Origin of the sequence: Calothrix sp. NIES-2098, assembly GCF_963875125.1 — a bacterium.
Classification (GTDB): domain Bacteria; phylum Cyanobacteriota; class Cyanobacteriia; order Cyanobacteriales; family Nostocaceae; genus Aulosira.
The window spans coordinates 6,206,754-6,226,401 of record NZ_CAWNKJ010000001.1; the positions used below are offsets into that span (position 1 = coordinate 6,206,754).

Genomic DNA, 19,648 nt, shown 5'->3' on the forward strand with positions numbered 1-19,648 from the left:
GGCTTGTGTTGGTGCGCTACTATAGCGATGATTTACCAAATGATATTTTATAGACGCTTGGAATTTGATGGGAGCCAAAGAATCGCTTTAAGCAATGGCGATCCCAATGTTTCCGGCTTATTTATGCTAATTTTCTTCTTTTTATCCGTCAAAATTAAATTTAAACCAGGGATTATTTTAGGTTTAGTATCTACAGTTTTATTCGCAAGTCGTAATTACTTCATTACTTTATGTATTTTCCTAATTTTAACTTTTTTAGAGAAACCGTTATTCAGAATAGTCAAGATAATTAATGTTTCTGTTATTTTTATTATTTCCAATCTATTTGGTTTACTGGTAGGAGAGTTTTTCTTAAATAGAGTAGAAGTTGGATTTGTTTATGACACAAGTATAAATCGTCTATTCTCTTTTAACGACCAATCGAATTTAGTAAGATTTGAAGCTAATCGGTTTTTAATTAATTCCTATGCTAATAATTTAGATTTAGCATTAAAAGGTTATGGTGAAAAATACGAATCTGTATTCCGACCAATTGGTGCGATTATCCATAACTCCTTTCTAGAAGTAATGGCATATACTGGTATTCCTCTGGGAATTCTTTACTTCTACATCTTTTTAAGAGTAGTTAGCGGTTACTGCACTCAAGAGAATTTAAAATTTATTTTTTCTTACCTATTTTTTTGTTTATTTCTGCATACTGGACTCCAAGGAATTGCACCCTTGCTGTTTATCAGTATTTTAGCTATGTCTGTTGATAACGATAAGCCAAATAGAATATCATTATTCAATATGCTTGGATATTGAGATGAAAATTAGCATAATCACTCCCAGTTTTAACTCAGAAAGAACGATTGAAAAAACAATACTGAGTGTGATTTGTCAAAAAAATAATTCATCAATAGAATATATCATCATTGATGGAGGTTCTACAGATAGCACCTGTGAAATCATCAAAAGATATTTAGATCGGATAGATTTATTTATTTCTGAACCTGATGCTGGGCCTTACGATGCGATGAATAAAGGAGTTAGACGTGCCACAGGCGATATTATCGGCATTATTAACTCTGATGATTGGTATCATGAAAATGCGATTAAAATAGTAGAAACTGAATTTAGTAAAAATCCAGATATTGATATCATTTATGCGCCTGTAGATAACTACTTTTCTGGAAATTATATTGCTACATTTATTCCTGGCAGTTTAAATAAATTATCAATCAGATTTACCTTAAATCATCCTAGCTGTTTTATTAAAAAGACAGCTTACAATTTAGTAGGTTTGTACGATCTAAAATATAAAATAACAGCAGATTATGACTTGATTTTGCGTTTATATTTGTCTAATCTTAAGTTTCATTTTGTTAATACTTCTCTGGCTGCTTACTCGCTAAATGGCATGAGTTCTTCTACTAAACCTTGGGATAGAGCCAGATTAATTAGAGAATCTTGGTTAATTAGTAATAAAGCCGCATTAAAATTAGGCGGTAGCTTCAAGCAGCAACAGATAAAAGCTTATATCATCTGGATCTTTCATGAGTTATTTGCAATTCCTGCTAGATATTTTCTCAAACCGCCGCTAGCCAGAAAAGCGAAACAACTCCTCAATAAATACATCAAAAGCCCCATTTCTGATGAATATGGTAAGTGGTAGTTAATTTATGCCAAGAATTTTGTTTATCTGTGCCCATGCTCCCACAGAACGCTATCCTCAAGCTGGGCAAAAGATAGCATTGAAGCATCTTGAAAACTATATAACTGCTGGGGTAAAAATTGATGTTGTAGTTATTGCTAATCAAGTAGAAATTACTGCTGCTACAGACTTAGCTTCACTGGCTGGTATTTATCTTTATAACTATCCCATTAAAAAAATAGATAAAATCTTTAGTTGTTTAACTCATGTTTGTACTCCCTGGAAATTTGCTACTCGTTGGCAAAATGCAGTATGCAAAAAATTGCTATACTTGCTGCAACAGAATACTTATGATGTAATTCATTTTGAATATTCTCATGCTGCCGTTTACTTGAAATATGTAAAACAGCTAATTAGTTCGCAATCAAGTAAAATTATAATTAGTATACACGATCTGAATTTTCAATCTTTTTTAAGAAAATCCCGAAATAATTTACTTTTTGGCATAGAAGCAGCCAGGTTATTTCATTATGAAAGAAGTTTATATTCTGCTGCTAATGAACTATGGGTCTTGTCTCAAAAAGACCGCGATATTCTCAACTCTTTGTTTGGCTTACCTGAGACTAAAATTTTGATTAAACCTCCCAAACTCAGTAATTTTGTTTATCAAGTCCAGCGTCATCCAACAAAAATTGAAAAAAATAGTCTGCTATTTTGGGCAGCAATGAATAGACCTGAAAATGAACAAGCAATTCTGACATTTATTAATAAATGTTTTACATCTTTGCAGCAGCAAGAACCAAAATTTAAACTATATATTGTTGGTGCTAGCCCATCTAAAAAAGTGTTAGCCTTAGCCAGCCAGCAGATTATTGTTACAGGATTTGTAGAAGATCCGACTCCATATTTTGAGCAAGCAGAAATTGGTATTGTACCCTTATTACAAGGCGCTGGTATTAAGTTAAAAACTCTAGAAATGTTGGCTGCTGGTTTACCTGTAATTGCTACTACTGTAGGAGCTGAAGGAGTAGACGCTACAGATAACAATTTAACGGTAAATGATAACCTTGATGAATGGTTAAGTTTGCTGAGAAATTATGATTATACAAGCCATACTTCGCCAAATAATATTAGTGGGATAGGCTAATACATTCCGATCAATTCTTGAGTTGACGAATCACGGTGACATTTTCATCTAAACTATCTCCTGTATTATTGATATAATCTAAAGCACCATTATCGTCAATTGCATAAGCTCGCAAGTAAAGCGCACTCCAACGAGCTATAGTTTCAATCGATTGTTCTTGTGGCAAAGTCGGGATATTGGGATCTGGTCTAGCGCCAGGAGGATTATTAACATTTGTAATCCCATAATGATTAGCACCTACAACGCTAATTAATGCTTTGGGAGGTTCTTGGATTAAATCATAATCTGTTTGTGTTTTTTGAGGAGTGACTGATGAGCCATCTTGAGTTCCTAAAATTAAAGCTATAGGAATTCCTTGATTTCTAATGGGAATAAACTTTCCTATCCCGACAAATGTAGTAGTAGCAAAGAAAGCTGCTGCCCGTAACTGTTTAGGGCGCTGAAATCCTCCTTCACAAACTGGGTAAATACAAGAATTATCAATAGCTGTTAAACCAACTGCACCACCAAAAGAGTGCCCTAGTAAAACTAAGTTATCTATAGCAAGAGTATCAAAAATTGGTGAACTTGGATTAGAGTTTTCTGCAATTATAAAATCTAAGACCTCATTAATTTGTGATGCTTCTGGTAGTAATCCAGTAAATCCAAAATCTGGTAGAGAACGAGTATGTTGGGGAATGACTACTGTAAATCCGTAACGAGCAACAATATTAGCAAATTGAGAATATTGATTTATCTCAACACGCGAACCAGGTAATAGTAAAGCAATGGGAGTTTTGCTCTGGTTGATATTTGAACTCGAAATAACAGGAAAGTAAATATCTGCTAAGTCTCCGTTACTGGGAATAGTTGTTTTATAGCTTCTAACTAATGAAAATAAAGGCTCAGGGCTAAAAGGTATATTTATTCCACCGTTCAAAACCATTAATATCTCTCCAAATTATTACTAGTAATAAATAACTTTTACCTTTAAAATCGCTAAAATCAGATCGTTTACTTATTTACGCTTACTTGTGGCTACTGTATCTTGTCCCCGTTGTCATCAAGCTGTCGATAGTCAAGCTATTACTTGTCCTTATTGCCGGACGACTCTCAAAGCTTTCGGTCATCCTGGTATTCCATTGCACCGTGCTAGCAAAGATGAGTATCTGTGCGATAGCTGCACGTATCATGCTGATGATACTTGCAATTTTCCCCAACGTCCCTACGCCAAAGATTGCACTCTTTACCAAAATATAGAAGAGAGTAAATTACAGTCACAACAGCAACTTGCTCATCAAAGCTTTGGTGTAACTGTGAAAAGTTGGGTAAAACGCAATCAGGGGTTGCTGTTATTACTAGGTTTAGTATTGATCTGTTTAGTCATTGCGCTATCAACATCTTAAAGCAATTTATCAAACCAATTTAATTTTACTGGCTGCTCTCGTTGCTTTTTCTCTTGCCTCTTGTACATTTACACCTTTAGCTAAAGCTACTCCCATGCGTCGATAAGGATGGGAACTTGGTTTACCAAATAAACGGATATCTACGTCTTTTTCTGATAAAGCTTCTGCTACTCCTGTAAAGGCAATAGAATCTGATTTTTCTGAGGCTAAAATTACTGCACTAGCGGATGACCCAAATTGTTCTATATTCGGAATAGGCAAGCCTAAAACGGCTCTTAAATGTAGTTCAAATTCATTGAGATTCTGTGAAATTAATGTCACCATTCCTGTATCGTGGGGTCTGGGAGAAAGTTCCGAAAAAATTACTTCATCTTTGGTAATAAAAAATTCAACGCCAAAAATTCCTGCGCCTCCCAAAGCATCGGTGACTTTTTTAGCAATTTCTTGAGCTGCTAATATTTTGGCTTCAGAAATATCTGCTGGTTGCCAAGATTCTTGATAATCTCCGCGTTCTTGGCGATGACCAATAGGCGCACAGAAAATTGTCGATGCATTCCACTGTTTAATTGTGAGTAAAGTAATCTCAATTTCAAAGTCAATAAATTCTTCAACAATTACCTTTTGAGTATCTCCGCGAGAATTAGCGATCGCATAATTCCAAGCTTGTTCAACCTCATCCTTATTATGCACTACAGACTGACCTTTTCCAGAGGATGACATCACAGGTTTCAACACATTAGGAAACCCAATTAAATCAGAGGCTACTATCAACTCTTCTAAGCTAGTTGCATAACCATATCTAGCAGTTCTGATAGATAATTCCTGATTAGCTAAGTCCCTAATTCTGTCACGATTCATTGTATAGTTAGTTGCCGCAGCAGTGGGAATAACTATAATTCCTCGTTGTTCAAATTCTACAAGTTTTGATGTTCTGATCGCTTCAATTTCTGGTACGATTAAATCAGGTTGATGCTTACTAACAACAGCTTCTAAATCATCAGCACTGAGCATAGAAATTACTTCCGAGCAATCTGCAACTTGCATCGCTGGAGCATTGGCATAGCGATCGACAGCAATAACATAATTACCGAGGCGTTGAGCAGCAATTACAAACTCCTTGCCTAATTCGCCCGCACCTAAGAGCATCAATTTTTTAGGTAATTTAATTGAATTATTCATAAATTTCATATTATTTGACGTTTAATTATCATCTGCTGAACTGCTAAACCTAGCACCACGCAGTTGTAAATCTTTACGTTGTTGATGAGATAAACCAGTACCCACACCTAATTGGCATTCATCTACTAGTGCAGCTAACCAAATAGTTTCATTTAACGTTGCACCCCTTAAATCTGCATTTCTCAAGTCGGCTCTGGTAAAATTTGCAAATAACAGGTCTGCATTTACTAAACTGCTACCTTGCAGGTTTGCCCCTAATAAATTACCGCGAATCAAATTTACTGTATCTAAATTTAAACCAGATAAATCTGCACCGTTTAAATTAGGAAACTTAACTTGATTAGGATTATTTAAAAACCTGCTTATACAGTTTATATTCGCTTCATTTATGCGCATTTGAGTTAAAAAAGTATACCGAGCTATACCCAATTGTTGGAGAATTTGTAGCCGTTTTTGTGGAGTTTGCTCTAAAAAATAAATAGCGCGATCGCGTAACTCTTGAGTTGGGAAATTGAGCATAATTTTGAGATAATTATTTTTATATTTTAGTTTGCAAATTTCCGCTATTTAAAATTAATTATATTTGTTTTATGGATTATTTAATTACTAAAGCTAGTTTTTATAGCAATTATTTGTTTTTGTGGGGTGCAGCCCAGAGGTTAACTGTGGTGCTCAATGTGTGACATCAGTTGTAATTTCTAGGTTGAGTTGAAGTTGGCTCTTATGGGATAAGTAGTTAGTCAAAGGTATGATATGGGTATTATAAGTAAGGTCTGCGCCTAACAAAGCTACTATACACATTCTTTACTATAGCTATGAGAAGACAAAAAGTTGAAGAAATAACTGGCTTACTATTTGGAGTATTGGTATTTGGGATTATTTTTATCTTCACGGGTTGTGGTGTTGGAGACCTTATCAAGATATACGATCCCATTACTATGGAATATAAAAATTGGACTCCATATAATATGTATCTCATGAACCAAGATTCAGATCGTAAAAACAAAATTCGCTTGTTAAATGCTTTTTATCAAGCTTTTCCTGGAACTAAGAGAACGAGAATTACTAATGAGGATGTACTTAAAAAAGTTGTCGAGAATTGTAGTGCCAAACAATCCGGATACAGTAAGTTACAAATGGATAGATTGGTAGAGAAACAGATGGAAATTATAAGTAATCAACCTGAATTAAATACTGTAGCTAAAGAAGTAACATTACGATTAAGAACTATTTATGATTTATCGGATAAGTATGTTTGTAATCGTGATTCTCTGAGTAGAGCATTTAAAGATTATCAAGCTGTAGAACTCTACCTAAAAGCCGTTAAACAGAGAGGTTTGGATGAGAGTTTTATTAATGAAGATGGAAAAGCGGACTTAGACAGGACAATATTATTGGCAGGTCGAACTGCCTGTGAAGAAATTAAACAATATGGTTATCAAAAAGCTCTTGAAAAAAAGCTCAAGATGTTTTCTGCCGACAAAAATATAAATGTAATATATGCTTCATCTTATGAATATTTGTGTTCTCTTAATAGTAATCAATAATAGTTATTAATAGATATTTAATTTTTTGCCAAACTGATGCATAAGATTAAATTATTTGAGACAGATTAGTAGGAGCAAAATAATGAAGTGGCTGTTGCGACTATTAGGATATATATTTTTCTTATCGACGTTTGGGACTCTTATTCTTTACTTTCAAGGTAAACTTGGTAATGTAATTCCGGCAGCAACTTTCTCTGCTCTTTTTGGTGTATTTCTAAGTGAGTCATCGAAGGTCGCAGACAAGCAAACACAGCGTTCTAAATTTTTTCTTGAGCAGTCACTTGCAGGCTTTGAGCATACCGTTAATCTGCTGAGTGACAGAAACAACAATCGAACTAAATGGATTTCAGCAGCCCGAATACTTCAGCAATCTTTAGAGCTTTCTAAGAAAATCACAGAAACCGAGCATAAAAGTATTTTGCAAATCGAAATGGATCGATATCGTCATCAACTATGGGAGATTTTAAACCCATATGATGAACGAATTACACCTGCGTTCTTTTATGGAGTTAGCGATTATAATTTGGATATTCAACAAGCAGCAAAACTATCCAGCCTACCCACAGTTGGAGAGCCACAAGGTAGGCTATCCTCAATACATAGCTTGTCAGAAAAATCGCTGTTCGTAATCTGGAGTTTTATGGAGTTTCCAGACAATTATGCAGATCCACTTCATAATACTTTTTCACAAGAACAGATTGAGAAATTGCGGCTACAGCACCGACCTTTGTATGAGTACCTCGAACATAAGCAGACGTATCACCCTATAGCTGGTAAACCTCACAAATTATCAGACAAAGAGGAATAGAGTAAGCGGGCTAACTTAGCCGTTGGGCGGCTTCATCTCTGAGTGGAAACAGTACACAAGCTTATCTTTGAGTATTCAGCATCCCAGCTACCCCACCTGTGCAATAAGTTTGCCAATTTCTTGAGGGGTTGCACCTGTTGCTAACATTGCCCGAATTAAAAGTTCAATGGAAACAGAAGCATCACCATTTTCGGCTTTAGCAATCCGAGGCTGGCTTGAATGAAGTTTCTCTGCTAATTCTGTTTGAGTCATTAATTTTTGTCGTCGCTCTTTTAAGTTGCGGCTAAGTGCGAGTTTAATCTCAATGAGTGTAGCTTCTTCTGTTGTTAGTTCTAAAAATTCTGAAACAGTTCCAACTTTCCAGCCTTTTTCTTCTAAACGTTTTCTTTTGGCTTCATCCATAATATTAATCTTGTGCGTCCTTATCGTACCTACTAAGTCGTTTTTTGCTGTTGTCGATTACGCTGCTTGGTGTTGCTCTCGTTGTTTTATTAAAGACCTCAAGAATCAAAATCGCATCGTCATCAATGCGGTAAATAATTCGCCAGTTTTTCTCTGTATCCCGAATCCGTAGTTCGTGACAATATTTTCCAATACTGGGCATTGGTATTGAGTGTGGCAATCCCAGATTTTCACCTTACTGTAAGCGTCTGAGGCTTTTAAGAGTCCATCTCAGCTAATTCCAACCACCTCTCAGTCGCCGTATCAATAGCTTGCTTGAGTGCTTCCACCTGGTCGTACAATTTTTGTACCTGGCTATAATTCCCTGGCGCAACATTTAATAAAGCTTTTTCTGCTTCTGCTTTCTCTACTTCTAACTGAGCAATTTTCCCTTCCAACTGCTCAAATTCTTTTTTCTCCCAATTTGAGAGTCTGCGCCGCTTTTTAGTTTCTGACTCTTGAGATTGCGATGCCGTTTTTTCTACTTCTAATTTGTTTGGCTTTTCTTTAATAGCAGCTTCTTGTTGTGCTGCTTCTTCAGCTTTTTTATAGTCAAGATAAACTGAGTAATTACCTGGATATTGGCGCAGATTGCCACCTTCTTCCAAAGCAAAAATGGTGTCTACAGTCCGATCTAAAAAATAGCGATCGTGGGAAACTACAATTACACAACCTGCAAAATCTTCTAAATAATCTTCTAGGACAGCTAATGTCTGTACATCCAAATCGTTGGTCGGTTCATCTAAAATTAAGACATTAGGTGCGCTCATGAGTATGCGCAACAAGAATAACCGCCGTTTTTCACCACCAGATAGTTTATGAATTGGTGCATACTGCTGATTACCAGGAAATAAAAATCTCTCTAGCATTTGCGAAGCAGTAATTTTAGTACCATCAGCTATGGGGACAAATTCGCCTTCTTCTTTAATGTAGTCAATTACGCGCTGATTTTCATTTAAAGCTGTCAGTAATTCCTCAGAATGCTGGTCAAAATAACCGATATGAATTGTAGAGCCAATTTCTATATTACCGGAATCAGGTTCCACTCGCCCGGTAATCATATCCATTAATGTGGATTTACCTGCACCGTTACCACCAATAATTCCAATCCTATCTTCTGGACTGAATTCGTAGGTAAAATCTTTAATTAATATCCGGTCATTGTAAGATTTAGAAATATTATTGATTTCAATAACTTTTTTGCCAATTCGCCGACTAACTGTAGAAATATCTACCTTACCCTGAATCTGTTTAAACTCAGTTTCTCGCATCGCTTTAATGCGATCGATTCTGGCTTTTTGTTTCGTACTGCGGGCTTTAGGGCCGCGTTTGAGCCATTCTAATTCTCGTCGCAATACTCCTTGGTGTTTGCGTTGAGTACTGACGGCAGATTCTTCAGCTAGAGCTTTCTTTTCCAGGTAATATGAATAATTACCTGTATAGCTATAAATATCACCTCGGTCAATTTCAATAATCCGATTGGTGACACGATCTAAAAAGTAGCGATCGTGGGTAATTAAAAATAATGCACCCCGATAGCGATTTAAATAACTTTGCAACCACTCCACAGAAAGAGCATCAAGATGGTTTGTTGGCTCATCCATGAGTAAAACATCTGGTTCTGATAGCAAAGCTGTTGCTAGAGCAATTCGCTTGCGATAGCCTCCAGATAAAGTACCGATAATAGTATCAAAGTCGGAAATTCCTAACTTTGTGAGGATAATTTTGGCGTTGGTTTCAAGTTCCCAAGCGCCAGTTGCATCCATTTTTTGCATGACTGTTGAAAGCTGAGACATCAGCTGACTATCTTCGGGATAGTGAGCTAATTTATCAGACAGTTCTTCATATTCTCTTACTAAAGCCATGTGTTCGCCACTATCGGCAAAAACCTGCTCTAAAACTGTGCGATTTTCGTCTAAATCTGGTTGCTGAGGCAAATAGATAATTTTAGAGCTAGAGTTAACTAAAATTTGACCGCTATCAACTGGTTCTATTCCAGCAATCATTTTTAATAAAGTTGATTTACCAGAACCATTAGTACCAATTAAACCAACTTTATCAGTTGCATCTAAGCTAAAATTAGCATCTTTCAAAATTTCTTTGATGCCAAAGTCTTTTTTTACTGATTGCAGGGTAATAATACTCATAAAAGCTAGTAATTGGTCATGCAAATTTAGTGTGTAGGTAAGGCACTTGCCCTACCTAACAGTGCCAAATTTTAGACAAATAAATCGAGGGGTAAATGTCCATACATTTCGTTGATTCCCCCAGGATTGTGAGATTGGCAAGAGACTAATACACCACGATGATGTCCTGAATAGGAATCGATATAACACAAGCCGTTTTTGCCATTTAATTTGATATAAACCGGGCCATCAATGTCGGGTAAATTGCTAGGTACTTCATAACCCAAGGCTTGGGAATAAGTTTTCATTGACAGCTTTCCTTCTTCTGCGGTATCAGCACAAATACCTAAGATTTTGTAATCAGAAAGACTAGCGATCAAAATTAACGCCCGCCGTACTGAAGCTTTTTCTGATGGTTTGAGAATTGGTGCAATATCAAGACAGTTGAATTTGTTGAGAATTTTTCTTGCGTCTTCAGCCGTGAGATTGGGATGATTAGGAGTTGACATGAATCTAGTTGGTTGGAGTTCTTGGTAATTATTGCGGATCTGAAGTTGGGATTGCCTACTATACTAAGATGATTTACTCAAATTTAGGGTTGATTTTGAGTATTACCTAGATTGAAAATAAAGGGTACGCTGCTTTTTGCGTCGTTACCCATCACCAGAACGTTCGGCATTTGCGCACCACCAGCTTTCCAAGCTTCGATCGCTTCTTTTTGCAGCACTAATTGCCCACCTTGAGCTTTGAGAGTTTCTGCCAAGAGCCTTTGAGCCTCCGCTTTACCTTTAGCACGATTAATTTCTGCCTGTGCTTCCTGTTCCGCTTCTCGCGCTACATACACTGCTCGTTGCGCCCGCTGTTCGGCGATTTGTTTTTCTTCCACTGCTCTGGCAAATTCTGGGGAGAAAGTTAAGTCAACTACGCTAGTATCCAGCACTATTATCCCATATTTGTCTAAGCGATCGCCTAAAGCATTATCAAAGTCTTCCTTCAATTCACTGCGTTTGGTAATTGCTTCTTCTACGGTTCTTCTGGCAGCTGCAATTTTAAATGCTTCTTGTGTTTGGGGTGCAATAATTTTGGAAACAATATTTTCTAACGTACCTTGTTTTCTTCTCACTTCTACTACCTGAGTCGGATCGAGACGAAAGTTAATGGCAAATCTGGCAGATAGATTTTGCAGATCCTTAGTAGAACTTTCTGCCGGTACTTCAAATTTTTGCACAGTTAAATCATATACATCTATAACCGAAACGAAGGGTGGTTTTAGGTGGATACCCTCCAATAAGGCACCATCTCTCGCTTTACCCAAGATACTGATTACTCCTGCTTGTCCTGGGTTAATAATGATAAACGAATTGAGGCCAATACTCACCAGTATTGCCAACAGTATTCCTAAAACTGTGGTTTGCCAACTCGCAAATTGCTGATTTTTCAAGTTTTCATCTCCTTTTGTCTGTGCAAGCAACTCCTGTACTATGGTGGCACGCGGTCAGCTTGCCTACACAAGCAAATGTTGGCAAAAATTTAAGATGCTCTGTTCGATCTGGTTGCTGAGTCAAGAGTCATTTTTCATACTGACTTTGTCACAGTTGAAGTATTGTGCTTACCGACATCCCTACCATAACTGAAGTTCCGGGAATCAATGCTCTGGTGGATAAGAACGCAGTGAGATATTGAAAAGATCTGGCTAATGACAAGCTCTCGAAAGCGAGAAACCCGAATTACTGAGTTCTTGGGCAATAAGCAAGATATCTTGACTGTGCATAACCCATCAAAGGAACCGAAATTGGCACCCAACCATTTTTCCCCCGTGCAATGACAACATTTTGACCATTGGGAACCACTCCCACCCTAGCTGAATTGTTAGAAGGAGCTACTCGCACCACCAACCCACCATCAGCAGCAACTTTGCGACAAAAGTTTAGCTCAGGAGGCGTTGCGGCTTTTGAGGCTTGGCATGAGCTAAGAAAATTAGTATGTAAGATGTAGCCCTTGACAGGAGATGAAATGGGCACCCAGCCATTTTTACCGCGATCGCGAATTGTCACATTTGTTCCATAATCTAAAAGGCCAACTACAGGACTATCAACTGTTGGCTTTTGCAAAACGAAAAGACCATTTCTTGCCATTACTCGACGACATCTGCTGGAATACTGTGCTATTAAATATTCACCCTGCTGATTTGATAATGCTCTTGCTGAGTTAAGAGATTTAATATCCTGGTTAACTGCATTCACAGCAAAAGAAGGGGTGATAAAAACAGTCGCAGCTAAGACTAATGAAGTCGTGAAAGTTGAGTATCCTTGACCTAGAAATTTCCTTTTCATACTAGCTCCTCTAAATTTTGGATGAATCAATGCTTGACTACTTATCAAACCAATCAATATATTTATAATTATTATTTATTATTAATTTTCTAATTTAAATTAAATGAGATTGTGAGAAGAAACACCCATTTTACAGTATGTAGAATATTTATTTTTAAATTGCTGCATCTAAGCCTTTTACATTGTCATTCATTAGCTGTTTGTTAAACTATTGGCTAAAATTTACATGAAATTTTATTGAAAAGCATCTTTTTTAAGAGTGAATAAATATTCATCCTTATGACATAGGCAACGAGAAATACGAATTTTTACTTTAGTTTTGTAATAGAGTGATGACAAAGTAAAATTTTAGGCATGAATCATCAACATTATTTCCTGATAAAATCCTTAAAAATAGAAAATACTGCTTGAGTATGGGAATAAGTGCGATCGTCTTACTTCTGTGGGGAAGCAAGCTAGGCATCGACTCCTGTAGGATGAGGCTAAATAGTTTTTAAACTCACTATCATGAGTATTATTGTTTTTGGCAGCATCAATATAGATTTAGTAGCCACAGTCCCCCGATTGCCAATTCCAGGAGAAACTCTATTAGGATATAACTTTGTGCAAGTTCCTGGGGGAAAAGGCGCAAATCAAGCTGTTGCATTGGCACGGTTACAAGTTCCTACTTATATGGTTGGGCGCGTAGGTACAGATAGTTTTGCCTCAGAATTACTCTACAATTTGGAAAATTCTGGTGTAGATAGTAGCAATGTTTCTATTGATGATCGTGTCAGTTCGGGAGTAGCGCTGATTGCAGTTGATGATAGAGGTGAAAATCAAATTATTATTATTCCTGGCGCGAATGGGCGTGTAAATGAAGAAGATATAGAGCGATTGTCTGATTTATTACCAAATAGCACCGCCTTACTTTTACAATTTGAAATTCCAATTGCTGCTGTTGTAGCGGCGGCGAAAGCAGCACATGAAGCAGGGGTAAAAGTGATTCTCGATCCTGCACCTGCACAATCTCATATGCCTGATGAGCTTTATCCCTTAGTAGATATCATTACACCAAATGAAGTGGAAGCGGGGCAATTGGTGGGTTTTCCAGTAAGTAACGAAGAGTCAGCAAAAGCAGCAGCGGCGATTTTATTGCAACAGGGTGTGAAATGTGCGATCGTCAAACTTGGTGCTAAGGGCGTTTTCTGCGCCACTGCTGAGGAAAGTTTCTTTGTACCAACGTTTCCCATTCAGGTAGTTGACACCGTTGCTGCTGGTGATGCTTTTAATGGCGGTTTAGCAGCAGCACTATACACAGGACTTCCTTTGCACCAAGCGGTTGTTTGGGGTGCAGCTGCGGGTGCTTTAGCTGCAACAAAACCAGGGGCGCAAACCTCTTTACCTGATAGGCTAACGTTTGATGCGTTCCTTAAGGAGAGAGGTGTTTAGTTTGGGTATGAGGGAGATGAGAGAGATAAGGAAGAAATTCCATTACCAAATGACAAATGACAAACCCCAAATGACTACTTCCCAATATCCTCATTCCACAGTTCGGGATTAGTTTCAATAAACTCACTCATCATTTGTTCGCATTCATCAAGACCGAGATCGATTACTTCTACGCCGTGAGATATCATAAATTCTTTAGCACCAGGAAAAGTTCTAGATTCTCCGGCGATGACTTTTTTAATGCCAAATTGCACAACTGCGCCAGCACATAAATAGCACGGCATTAAGGTTGAATAGAGTGTTGTACCTCTGTAATTACCTACTCTCCCAGCATTGCGCAGACAATCAATTTCAGCGTGGGTGACAGGATCGCCATCTTGTACGCGCTTGTTGTGTCCTCTGCCGAGAATTTTGCCATCCTTGACAAGAACTGAACCAATAGGAATTCCACCTTCTTGTCTACCTTGTTTTGCTTCTTGAATTGCAGCTTGCATAAATTCATCCATTATTTAATTTCTCCTTAGTATGTCCAAACAACTCGTATTAATGGATCACGATGGCGGTGTAGACGATTATCTAGCAACCATGCTGTTGTTAACGATGGAGCATGTAGAATTGCTTGGTGTTGTTGTTACTCCAGCTGATTGCTATGTACAACCTGCTGTTAGTGCTACACGTAAAATTTTAGACTTGATGGGATTTTCTCATATCTCCGTCGCAGAAAGTACGGTGCGGGGTATTAATCCGTTTCCCTATCTCTATCGCCGTGATTCTTTTGTAGTTGACCATCTGCCAATTATCAATCAAAGCGAAACTATTCAGACGCCATTGGTTAGCGAATCAGGTCAAGATTTTATGGTTAAGGTTTTACGTGAAGCTGCTGAACCCGTAACTTTAATGGTGACAGGGCCTTTGACGACAGTTGCAGTCGCCTTAGATAAAGCACCAGACATTGAAGCGAAAATTAAAAAGATTGTTTGGATGGGGGGTGCGTTAAATGTCCCTGGTAATGTGGAGAAAAATTGGGAACCAGGGCAAGATGGTTCTGCGGAATGGAATGTTTATTGGGACGCAGTTTCAGCAGCAAGGGTGTGGCAAAGCCAAATTGAAATTATTATGTGTCCTTTGGATTTAACTAATAATGTACCAGTGACATCAGATTTAGTACAAAAAATGGGAAGACAACGCAACTATCCCATCTCTGATTTAGCCGGACAATGTTATGCCCTAGTAATTCCGCAAGATTATTATTTTTGGGATGTGCTAGCAACGGCTTATCTAGGACATCCAGAATTTTATCAATTACGGGAGTGGGAGACAGAAATTATTACCACTGGTATCAGTCAGGGACGTACTAAAGTTGTACCTGGTGGTCGGAAAATTTATGCTATGGACAAGGTAGATAAAGAAGCTTTTTATAATTATATTTTGCAGCAATGGGCGAGGTAATTTGAGATTTTGAATTTAGATTTTTAATCCCCATTCCACAGCTAAACAAAAAATTTCTCTCTTTTCCAGACCTTGTACGATCGGGATTGCAGGTGTTTAGGGAAAAAAGCGATCGCTCATCCAACTAGTAAACGCTGACATTAAGGGTGTAATTCAATACTCCACTTCCACTAGTTGCTTGAGTAACATCGATACCAGGGCCTTTCAATTCTACATTGACTGAAGATGAGGCAGGATAATAGTAGGCAGCAATTTTTACTGTATGTTCTCCCACACACAGATAAGGCGACAGATTAATATAGGTTCTCTTGCTACGGATCTGTTTAATCACCTTACCATTGAAAACAATCTTACCTTGTAATTGCGAACCTGAAGTATTAATGCTGAGGATGTGTGGGCGACTCAAATTGACCGCACTAAGGCTAATGGCATTTTCTTGGTAATCAGATGAACTGCGAGAATTTCGGCTATTAATAGCTGTGAAACTATTCATCTCACTCTTATCAATAGCTTTAACTGCTTGTGGTTTTTGTACATATTGAGTAGAAACGTTAAGCGATGAGTATGCTGAACTCAAACTGCTCAAGTTTAAGATTCCAAAAAATCCCAATGTAATTCCGAATATGGATATTATTTGTTTGTATTTCATAATCTTTGATTCCTCCAAATGGAAGTATTTTTGATTTTTAAGTTAAGTTTTTGGATAAATTAAACATTAGAAAATCAATATTTTTATATATAATCTAGGTAAGATAAATAAAATTATTTTTGCTAGAACACCAATCCAATAATCTGATTTATCTCAATTTCAGCTACTTGGCGATCGAAAAATTAGGGTCAAAACTTTTATTTATCCCTCATCACCTCGATTACTGAATCGATGTTCTAAAGGCTGTTCTAAATAGATTCTTCAACTGTTGTCTAGGAATTCGTTACAGCAATCTGAAATACGATCAATGTAATTCGATACGTCCAAGGGACATATAGTTGTCGCCACCTTCGCTGGAAGCATCATAACAACGATACTCAGAATATCTCAGCCTAACTAGCCTGCCTCGATCGTGAGCTTTTTCGGCTAGCCTCAAGAAATCAGGATACTTATTCTTATTCCATGCAAATGTTCTTTTGACACAGTATTCAGTTCCTACTTGTCTAACGGGATCGTATCGTGTATACGGATGATCTCGATCGATAGTTAAAGTGCATGTATCAGCATAACAACCAACACTTATAACCTTTACGTTGTCAACAACTTGATAGGCATAAGCTTTTGTTCCTACTCCCAAGAATCCTATAGCTACTGCGATCCCAAGGATAGTTTTCACAAAATTCTTGGTTATATTATTTCCTCCTAATTTGTTTAGCATTTTCTTTTACCTCCTTCGCTCTTTTACTAGCTAAACTAGTGAAAACCTTATCCAAAATCTGAATGAGCGAGCAACAACATTAGATTGTTACTGAATAAGAATTTTGGCTCTAATTTTGTGTAATTAATTTGGCTTCACTACCTAGTTTGAGCTTGAGCAGTTGCTATGGCTTCATTAGCTCTAGCAATAGCTGTAGTTATTGCTCGCACAGAACCAGCATCCGCTGTAGCATGAGCTGTAGCCTCATTCATGAAAGACACTGCTTGAGATGTTGCTGTAACTACTTGCGCGTTATTTCCCTTATATGCGTAAGTTTGCGCTGTAGCCATTGATTGTTCAGCCTGTCGCAGCCTTGGTAAGACAATATCTCTATACTCTGGTCGGACGTTTAGCGGTAAAGTCTTGGCGACTGTTTCAACTATACTGATTGACCGATTCAATACTTTCGCCGCAATAGCAACGCTAGCCGCTACCGATCCATTCTGCTGGGCGATCGCAAAGTTAGAGTTACCTGAAGCATTCCCATTACTTAACACTTTATGATTAGATGAGAATGAGAATGCCTGACCGGAGAAAATTACCAGCAAGCCCATCACTAAAGCAGTTACTTGACTAAAGCGATTGTTTTTCATCTTGCTCATCTCCTGATTCAAAAACTGAGAGGGTGCGCCCATTCTCTTTAAACTTAGGGTTTCCGCACACCCTCTCTAACGCTCACTGAAGATAAGGTTTTCTTGGTTGAATTGTGTTAACTCAATTTGTTATTCAATCCAACTATCTCCACATCTTCAAATAGCTCACTCAATACAGTTCAGTTAAAGAGAAAAAGGGAGAGATTTGAATTTAGCTCTTATACCAATTCTCTACAAGTTGCCAATAGATTCAAACCTAAAAATCTAGATTCTGTAGGATTTGCGTAATTACGAATTGGTATTACCCTTTTCCTATAAGAAAATGCCGAACCTTATTGAGCATAGCTTGTAGCAATAGCAGTTGCGTTACCCATAGCAGTTTTGGCACTAGCTAGTGATGTAGCAATAGCTGCTTTGCCAGGCCCGCTAACAGCTTCCGATTGGGCTATAGCCAATGCATCACCAATAAATGTTTCTGCTTGAGCTAGCGATCTAGCAACTGCTTTTTTGTCGCTGATAGCGGTTGAACCAGAAAGAGCAGTAGCATTACCAAGCGCAGATGTAGCTTTAGCAATCGACGCAGCTACAGCGCTTTTACCCCGTCCAGCGAGCGCAGTTGATTGAGCAGCCGCCGCAGCGTTACCTAATGCTGTTTCTGCAAGGGCTACAGATTTGGAGAATGCTGGTACGTCTGTTATACGACCTGGACGTTGAGCAATTAGAATCGCGGAGTTACCCAATCTAGCTGTATGGGTTATTTCAGCAATTTTATATGCACTTGCAAATGCTGTACTTGAGAAAGTTAAAAGCGAACCTATCGCTAAAGCGGTAACTTTGTGGAATAGTGTGTTTTTCATATTTACCTCTAGAGAGTTTAACTCTCATTGGTTTAAAACTCGATTGAGTTTTAGATTTTATTCATTTAGGTTTGCTACAAATGTTTTGCTACTGGCTAGCGTTTGGGCAATAGCTGATTGTCCACTTTTTCCAAAAATATAGCCAACGCATCATCAATAACTATTTATACTTTCAGCTAGCAATTGAGCAACTGCTTTTTTATCGCTAATAGCAGTTGAATAAGAAAAAGTGTAAGCTTGTTCAAGCAAAGCTATCGCTTGAGTAATCAACTCAGCTAAGGTGCTTTCTGAGTCTCAACAATAGCGTGTGATTGAGTCGCTGCTCTAGCATTCCCCAAAGTAGTTTCTGCAATAACTATTGATTGTGAGAATACTGGTAAGTTTCTTCGAGAAGCTTAACAACAAGAAACTTGACTTTGAGTAACAAAAAACCTCAAAGTTACCCAATCTAGTCACATTGCTAAACTCTTAAGTTTTATCTGTAATTGCAAATCTTGTTCCACAGAAAGCAAAGAGCGAACCCATAATCTAAGGCAACAACTTTCCTAAAAACTGTGTTTCATGATTTTTAGGTATTAAGAGTTAAGCTCTTGCTTTTCTTAACTAAATTAATTACTTCAGTAACAAAACTTTTCATCCCTAAATATTTAACAAGCTTTTAGGGAAATTCAGTAATTTACCCTTTTCAATTTATCACGATCCTCATTTATATTTTACCAAGGATAAATAGATATAATTGCTCATAGTTAAAAACTTAACATTTGTCCAAAGGTAATGAGATATTTTGGATAATAGTTTTAAAATTACGATTTAATGTTTGCAAAGCTAGGTATATGGCACTAAGGTAGTTAATTAGGGGCTGGTTTTGTGACATCTTCAGTTGTTGATGAGATTTTGGCTTTCTTTGATGTTGCGATCGCTCCTGGTTCTATGGATGACTCAAAGGTATCGGCCTACTTCAAAATATATGCAGTAGAGATCGCACTTTCACAGAGACAGTCAGTAATGAGAAGAAATGCGATCACATCTTGCTCACTATCTAGCAAGGTTTTCAACAGATGCGATCGTACGTTCCAGTAACTCAGTCATCGCTACCACACTCTGATAAGCAAAACATCATTCATCCATTATCGCTCTACTAGCAATAGCGATCGCACTTTTGCTTTGTCGGATCACCAGCAGCAGAAGCTTCTGATTGCCATCGCTCAGACTGAATGATTCGTTTAGGCGATCCCATAATTGCGAAAGATAGCGAATCAAGGAGCGATCGCACTTAAGACAGACAGCTAGTAAACAGAAGTCAGGCTATCGCT

The 19,648-nt window shown here is 37.7% G+C and carries 22 protein-coding genes; 8 read left to right on the forward strand and 14 right to left on the reverse strand.

The genetic code is table 11. The annotated features are described in order from the left end of the window. Positions 1-27 precede the first annotated feature (27 nt). The 3 genes from AACU33_RS26005 to AACU33_RS26015 are packed head-to-tail and all read left to right on the forward strand — an operon-like array spanning position 28 to position 2,780. On the forward strand, positions 28-804 hold the full coding sequence (locus AACU33_RS26005; protein ID WP_339376293.1) for a hypothetical protein: 777 nt from the start codon (positions 28-30) through the stop codon (positions 802-804). 1 nt (position 805) lies between these two features. Continuing rightward, the gene (locus AACU33_RS26010; protein ID WP_096592071.1) at positions 806-1,654 is read left to right on the forward strand and encodes a glycosyltransferase family 2 protein; all 849 of its coding nucleotides are present in this window, start codon (positions 806-808) and stop codon (positions 1,652-1,654) included. A 7-nt stretch (positions 1,655-1,661) separates the two neighbouring features. Continuing rightward, a complete protein-coding gene (locus AACU33_RS26015) occupies positions 1,662-2,780 on the forward strand; it encodes a glycosyltransferase (RefSeq protein ID WP_096592074.1) in 1,119 nt (372 codons plus the stop codon). Between the two features lie 10 nt (positions 2,781-2,790). Here AACU33_RS26015 and AACU33_RS26020 read toward each other — a convergent pair whose 3' ends face one another. After that, positions 2,791-3,705, reverse strand: coding sequence for an alpha/beta hydrolase family protein (locus tag AACU33_RS26020; RefSeq protein ID WP_096592076.1), 915 nt, complete (start codon positions 3,703-3,705; stop codon positions 2,791-2,793). Positions 3,706-3,793: 88 nt separating this feature from the next. Between AACU33_RS26020 and AACU33_RS26025 the strand changes: the two genes are divergently transcribed. Next, the gene (locus tag AACU33_RS26025; RefSeq protein ID WP_096592079.1) at positions 3,794-4,165 is read left to right on the forward strand and encodes a zinc ribbon domain-containing protein; all 372 of its coding nucleotides are present in this window, start codon (positions 3,794-3,796) and stop codon (positions 4,163-4,165) included. 9 nt (positions 4,166-4,174) lie between these two features. Here the strand turns inward: AACU33_RS26025 and purT are convergent, their stop codons facing one another. Both purT and AACU33_RS26035 read right to left on the reverse strand, forming a co-directional pair. Beyond that, positions 4,175-5,344 carry a formate-dependent phosphoribosylglycinamide formyltransferase gene (gene purT / locus AACU33_RS26030; protein ID WP_096592081.1) on the reverse strand — a complete coding sequence of 390 codons (1,170 nt, stop codon included), beginning with the start codon at positions 5,342-5,344 and terminating at the stop codon, positions 4,175-4,177. A gap of 21 nt (positions 5,345-5,365) precedes the next feature. Continuing rightward, on the reverse strand, positions 5,366-5,863 hold the full coding sequence (locus AACU33_RS26035; RefSeq protein WP_096592084.1) for a pentapeptide repeat-containing protein: 498 nt from the start codon (positions 5,861-5,863) through the stop codon (positions 5,366-5,368). A gap of 296 nt (positions 5,864-6,159) precedes the next feature. Here AACU33_RS26035 and AACU33_RS26040 point away from each other — a divergent pair, with 296 nt between their 5' ends. Together AACU33_RS26040 and AACU33_RS26045 are read left to right on the forward strand one after the other, a co-directional pair. Then, the gene (locus AACU33_RS26040; protein WP_096592086.1) at positions 6,160-6,891 is read left to right on the forward strand and encodes a hypothetical protein; all 732 of its coding nucleotides are present in this window, start codon (positions 6,160-6,162) and stop codon (positions 6,889-6,891) included. A gap of 82 nt (positions 6,892-6,973) precedes the next feature. Then, positions 6,974-7,699, forward strand: coding sequence for a hypothetical protein (locus tag AACU33_RS26045; RefSeq protein WP_096592089.1), 726 nt, complete (start codon positions 6,974-6,976; stop codon positions 7,697-7,699). An 87-nt stretch (positions 7,700-7,786) separates the two neighbouring features. On the opposite strand, the gene AACU33_RS26050 is transcribed toward AACU33_RS26045, so the two are convergent. From AACU33_RS26050 to AACU33_RS26075, 6 genes are all read right to left on the reverse strand, one after another. Further along, on the reverse strand, positions 7,787-8,101 hold the full coding sequence (locus AACU33_RS26050; RefSeq protein WP_096592091.1) for a helix-turn-helix domain-containing protein: 315 nt from the start codon (positions 8,099-8,101) through the stop codon (positions 7,787-7,789). Positions 8,102-8,105: 4 nt separating this feature from the next. Beyond that, positions 8,106-8,303: a type II toxin-antitoxin system RelE/ParE family toxin gene (locus tag AACU33_RS26055; protein WP_339376294.1), complete on the reverse strand. Its 198-nt coding sequence runs from the start codon at positions 8,301-8,303 to the stop codon at positions 8,106-8,108. 55 nt (positions 8,304-8,358) lie between these two features. Then, the gene (locus AACU33_RS26060) at positions 8,359-10,287 is read right to left on the reverse strand and encodes an ABC-F family ATP-binding cassette domain-containing protein (RefSeq protein ID WP_096592093.1); all 1,929 of its coding nucleotides are present in this window, start codon (positions 10,285-10,287) and stop codon (positions 8,359-8,361) included. 71 nt (positions 10,288-10,358) lie between these two features. Further along, positions 10,359-10,775, reverse strand: coding sequence for a DUF1824 family protein (locus AACU33_RS26065; RefSeq protein WP_096592095.1), 417 nt, complete (start codon positions 10,773-10,775; stop codon positions 10,359-10,361). 83 nt (positions 10,776-10,858) lie between these two features. Further along, the gene (locus AACU33_RS26070) at positions 10,859-11,707 is read right to left on the reverse strand and encodes a prohibitin family protein (protein ID WP_339376295.1); all 849 of its coding nucleotides are present in this window, start codon (positions 11,705-11,707) and stop codon (positions 10,859-10,861) included. 286 nt (positions 11,708-11,993) lie between these two features. Next, the gene (locus AACU33_RS26075; RefSeq protein ID WP_096592099.1) at positions 11,994-12,599 is read right to left on the reverse strand and encodes an SH3 domain-containing protein; all 606 of its coding nucleotides are present in this window, start codon (positions 12,597-12,599) and stop codon (positions 11,994-11,996) included. 507 nt (positions 12,600-13,106) lie between these two features. Here AACU33_RS26075 and rbsK point away from each other — a divergent pair. Beyond that, positions 13,107-14,030, forward strand: coding sequence for a ribokinase (gene rbsK / locus AACU33_RS26080; protein WP_096592101.1), 924 nt, complete (start codon positions 13,107-13,109; stop codon positions 14,028-14,030). Positions 14,031-14,104: 74 nt separating this feature from the next. On the opposite strand, the gene AACU33_RS26085 is transcribed toward rbsK, so the two are convergent. Next, positions 14,105-14,536 (reverse strand): nucleoside deaminase, encoded by a 432-nt coding sequence (locus AACU33_RS26085; RefSeq protein ID WP_096592102.1) that lies wholly within the window; start codon positions 14,534-14,536, stop codon positions 14,105-14,107. A 19-nt stretch (positions 14,537-14,555) separates the two neighbouring features. Here AACU33_RS26085 and AACU33_RS26090 point away from each other — a divergent pair, with 19 nt between their 5' ends. Then, positions 14,556-15,479, forward strand: a complete 924-nt coding sequence (locus AACU33_RS26090) for a nucleoside hydrolase (RefSeq protein ID WP_096592105.1) — start codon at positions 14,556-14,558, stop codon at positions 15,477-15,479. A gap of 124 nt (positions 15,480-15,603) precedes the next feature. Here the strand turns inward: AACU33_RS26090 and AACU33_RS26095 are convergent, their stop codons facing one another. The 4 genes from AACU33_RS26095 to AACU33_RS26110 all read right to left on the reverse strand — a co-directional run bounded on the left by AACU33_RS26095 (position 15,604) and on the right by AACU33_RS26110 (position 18,335). Further along, positions 15,604-16,128 carry a hypothetical protein gene (locus tag AACU33_RS26095; protein ID WP_339376296.1) on the reverse strand — a complete coding sequence of 175 codons (525 nt, stop codon included), beginning with the start codon at positions 16,126-16,128 and terminating at the stop codon, positions 15,604-15,606. A 304-nt stretch (positions 16,129-16,432) separates the two neighbouring features. Beyond that, complete coding sequence (locus AACU33_RS26100) at positions 16,433-16,804, reverse strand: hypothetical protein (RefSeq protein ID WP_339376297.1); 372 nt, start codon at positions 16,802-16,804, stop codon at positions 16,433-16,435. A 179-nt stretch (positions 16,805-16,983) separates the two neighbouring features. After that, entirely contained in the window at positions 16,984-17,478 is a 495-nt protein-coding gene (locus AACU33_RS26105) for a hypothetical protein (RefSeq protein WP_096592110.1), read from the reverse strand. A 332-nt stretch (positions 17,479-17,810) separates the two neighbouring features. Then, on the reverse strand, positions 17,811-18,335 hold the full coding sequence (locus AACU33_RS26110; protein ID WP_096592112.1) for a hypothetical protein: 525 nt from the start codon (positions 18,333-18,335) through the stop codon (positions 17,811-17,813). Between the last annotated feature and the right edge of the window lie 1,313 nt (positions 18,336-19,648).

What these genes read in the sequence shown, in the direction of transcription:
- AACU33_RS26005 (WP_339376293.1), top strand. Translation starts at nt 28, where the DNA reads ATGATTTACCAAATGATATTTTATAGACGCTTGGAATTTGATGGGAGC.
- AACU33_RS26010 (WP_096592071.1), top strand. Translation starts at nt 806, where the DNA reads ATGAAAATTAGCATAATCACTCCCAGTTTTAACTCAGAAAGAACGATT.
- AACU33_RS26015 (WP_096592074.1), top strand. Translation starts at nt 1,662, where the DNA reads ATGCCAAGAATTTTGTTTATCTGTGCCCATGCTCCCACAGAACGCTAT.
- AACU33_RS26020 (WP_096592076.1), bottom strand. Translation starts at nt 3,705, where the DNA reads ATGGTTTTGAACGGTGGAATAAATATACCTTTTAGCCCTGAGCCTTTA.
- purT (WP_096592081.1), bottom strand. Translation starts at nt 5,344, where the DNA reads ATGAATAATTCAATTAAATTACCTAAAAAATTGATGCTCTTAGGTGCG.
- AACU33_RS26035 (WP_096592084.1), bottom strand. Translation starts at nt 5,863, where the DNA reads ATGCTCAATTTCCCAACTCAAGAGTTACGCGATCGCGCTATTTATTTT.
- AACU33_RS26040 (WP_096592086.1), top strand. Translation starts at nt 6,160, where the DNA reads ATGAGAAGACAAAAAGTTGAAGAAATAACTGGCTTACTATTTGGAGTA.
- AACU33_RS26045 (WP_096592089.1), top strand. Translation starts at nt 6,974, where the DNA reads ATGAAGTGGCTGTTGCGACTATTAGGATATATATTTTTCTTATCGACG.
- AACU33_RS26050 (WP_096592091.1), bottom strand. Translation starts at nt 8,101, where the DNA reads ATGGATGAAGCCAAAAGAAAACGTTTAGAAGAAAAAGGCTGGAAAGTT.
- AACU33_RS26055 (WP_339376294.1), bottom strand. Translation starts at nt 8,303, where the DNA reads ATGCCCAGTATTGGAAAATATTGTCACGAACTACGGATTCGGGATACA.
- AACU33_RS26060 (WP_096592093.1), bottom strand. Translation starts at nt 10,287, where the DNA reads ATGAGTATTATTACCCTGCAATCAGTAAAAAAAGACTTTGGCATCAAA.
- AACU33_RS26065 (WP_096592095.1), bottom strand. Translation starts at nt 10,775, where the DNA reads ATGTCAACTCCTAATCATCCCAATCTCACGGCTGAAGACGCAAGAAAA.
- AACU33_RS26075 (WP_096592099.1), bottom strand. Translation starts at nt 12,599, where the DNA reads ATGAAAAGGAAATTTCTAGGTCAAGGATACTCAACTTTCACGACTTCA.
- rbsK (WP_096592101.1), top strand. Translation starts at nt 13,107, where the DNA reads ATGAGTATTATTGTTTTTGGCAGCATCAATATAGATTTAGTAGCCACA.
- AACU33_RS26085 (WP_096592102.1), bottom strand. Translation starts at nt 14,536, where the DNA reads ATGGATGAATTTATGCAAGCTGCAATTCAAGAAGCAAAACAAGGTAGA.
- AACU33_RS26090 (WP_096592105.1), top strand. Translation starts at nt 14,556, where the DNA reads ATGTCCAAACAACTCGTATTAATGGATCACGATGGCGGTGTAGACGAT.
- AACU33_RS26095 (WP_339376296.1), bottom strand. Translation starts at nt 16,128, where the DNA reads ATGAAATACAAACAAATAATATCCATATTCGGAATTACATTGGGATTT.
- AACU33_RS26105 (WP_096592110.1), bottom strand. Translation starts at nt 17,478, where the DNA reads ATGAAAAACAATCGCTTTAGTCAAGTAACTGCTTTAGTGATGGGCTTG.
- AACU33_RS26110 (WP_096592112.1), bottom strand. Translation starts at nt 18,335, where the DNA reads ATGAAAAACACACTATTCCACAAAGTTACCGCTTTAGCGATAGGTTCG.